This window comes from Ferroplasma sp. Type II (assembly GCF_000496155.1).
In genome coordinates, this window is sequence record NZ_KI542771.1 from 2206 (window position 1) to 3898 (window position 1693).

The following is a 1693-nucleotide window of genomic DNA, read 5'->3' on the forward strand; positions in this document are numbered from 1 at the left end:
CAGTGGCTACTGTTATATTTATCTTTGTTCTCTACGAATCCATGGTTCCTCCGGTTTACCCCATTACATATGCTATACTGATAATTGGTGTCTACACTGTATTTTCCATAGTATATGCGCTTTACATTAAATACAGGAAACCTGATCTGGCAAGAAAGGCAGGGAAGTCCGTGAATCTTGTTGATGAGGAGCATATTAAACATTAAATTCTTTTTCGATAATCAGGAGAATATTTTATCAATTCCTCTGTATATTCATCTTCAGGGTCTTCCATAATCTTTTCTGTATAATTTTCCTCTATGATTTTTCCACAGTTCATTATATAAATATAATCTGAGACAAAGGATACACGGTTAATGTCATGGTCTATGTAAATTATTGATACTGTTTTTTTAAGCTCTTTCAGGAAAGTAAGAACGGCAAATAGGTTGATTGAATCCATCATGGAGAATGCTTCATCCAGAACTATGAAATTTGGATCAGGGATAAGGGATATTGCAAGTGCCAGTTTTTGCAGTTCACCACCAGAGAGTGAATTCACATAGCGGCTTCTGAAGGTACTATAATCCATGCCTGTCATCTCCAATTTTTCGATTGCCTTTTCAATTTTCACATGGTTTATTTCTGCCGCAGTTGAAATATGCCATTCAACAGTTTTTACCGGATTCATGGATATATAGGGATCCTGAAATACATAACGGATAAAGTTTTGATTCTTTTCCCGTCTGCCATTATAAAAGATTTCACCTGAATAATCCCTGTCATACCCGGATATGATATTTGCAAGTGTAGTTTTTCCAGACCCTGATGATCCTGTAATGCCACTTATAATATTATCGCGGAATACTGTTGAGATATTGTCCAGGGCGTAGTAGTCCCTGTATTTCAGGGCACTGGACTTTAATTTATATTGTTTTTTGATTCCATTAAGCTCTATCATCTTTCCACCCCGGATATCTTATACAGCGAAATCCATGATCGCCAATGGTTTCATAGGTTATCTCCGATTCACATACCTGATCATGAAATGGACAGTTGTTGATGAATACGCATCCATTGTATTTTTTATTATTTACTGAAATATACTCTATGTTCCTGTTAGAATATAATGGAATATAACGAAAAAGCATTTCGGTATATGGGTGAAAGCGGCTTTCAAGAATGGCTGAATATTTTCCATCCTCTATAATCTGTCCTCCGTATAATATGTAGACTCTATCACAGATCTCGAACAATGCATTCACATCATTACTGGAAATAAGCACTGAAGAATGTTTTTTTATATCCTTTAAAATTGAGAGAAAGTGATATGTGGATATGGAATCAAGGCCTGTTGTGGGTTCATCAAGCACCAGCAATTCAGGATTTTTCAATAAAGCCATGGCAATAACGACCCTGTGCCTCATTCCATCACTCAGCTGCGTTGCCTTCATGTTAAGTATTTCCGGGTTAAGGTTAAGTTCCGTGAAAATTGATTCCACATACTGTCTGTCAAATGATTTCCAGTTGTACAGTTTTCCAATCTGGAAATTCACAGTCTTTAGCGGCTTCAGGCTGTTAAAGGAATCCTGCTTCACATAGATCAGAGAATTTCTGTATTCATGGTAGTTGTTTTTACTGTATATGCTCTTACCATTGTAAAGCACGTCGCCACGACTTGCATAAATATCTCTGATAATAGATTTTATCAGTG

General features: G+C 36.5%; 2 protein-coding genes and 1 pseudogene. 1 reads left to right on the forward strand and 2 read right to left on the reverse strand.

Features of this window, described 5'->3' with window-relative positions; translation table 11 throughout:
- A pseudogene (locus AMDU4_RS10880) lies at positions 1–206 on the forward strand (APC family permease); the annotation flags it as partial.
- On the opposite strand, the gene AMDU4_RS10885 reads toward AMDU4_RS10880, so the two are convergent.
- Positions 203–940 carry an ABC transporter ATP-binding protein gene (locus AMDU4_RS10885; RefSeq protein ID WP_021788022.1) on the reverse strand — a complete coding sequence of 246 codons (738 nt, stop codon included), beginning with the start codon at positions 938–940 and terminating at the stop codon, positions 203–205. The pseudogene AMDU4_RS10880 and the gene AMDU4_RS10885 overlap by 4 nt on opposite strands.
- Positions 927–1693 (reverse strand): oligopeptide/dipeptide ABC transporter ATP-binding protein (locus AMDU4_RS10890; protein WP_021788023.1); only part of this gene is annotated, 767 nt, incomplete at its 5' end. The genes AMDU4_RS10885 and AMDU4_RS10890, both read right to left, overlap by 14 nt.

Coding starts and splice junctions, on each gene's coding strand:
- AMDU4_RS10885 (WP_021788022.1), bottom strand. CDS start 940: ATGATAGAGCTTAATGGAATCAAAAAACAATATAAATTAAAGTCCAGT.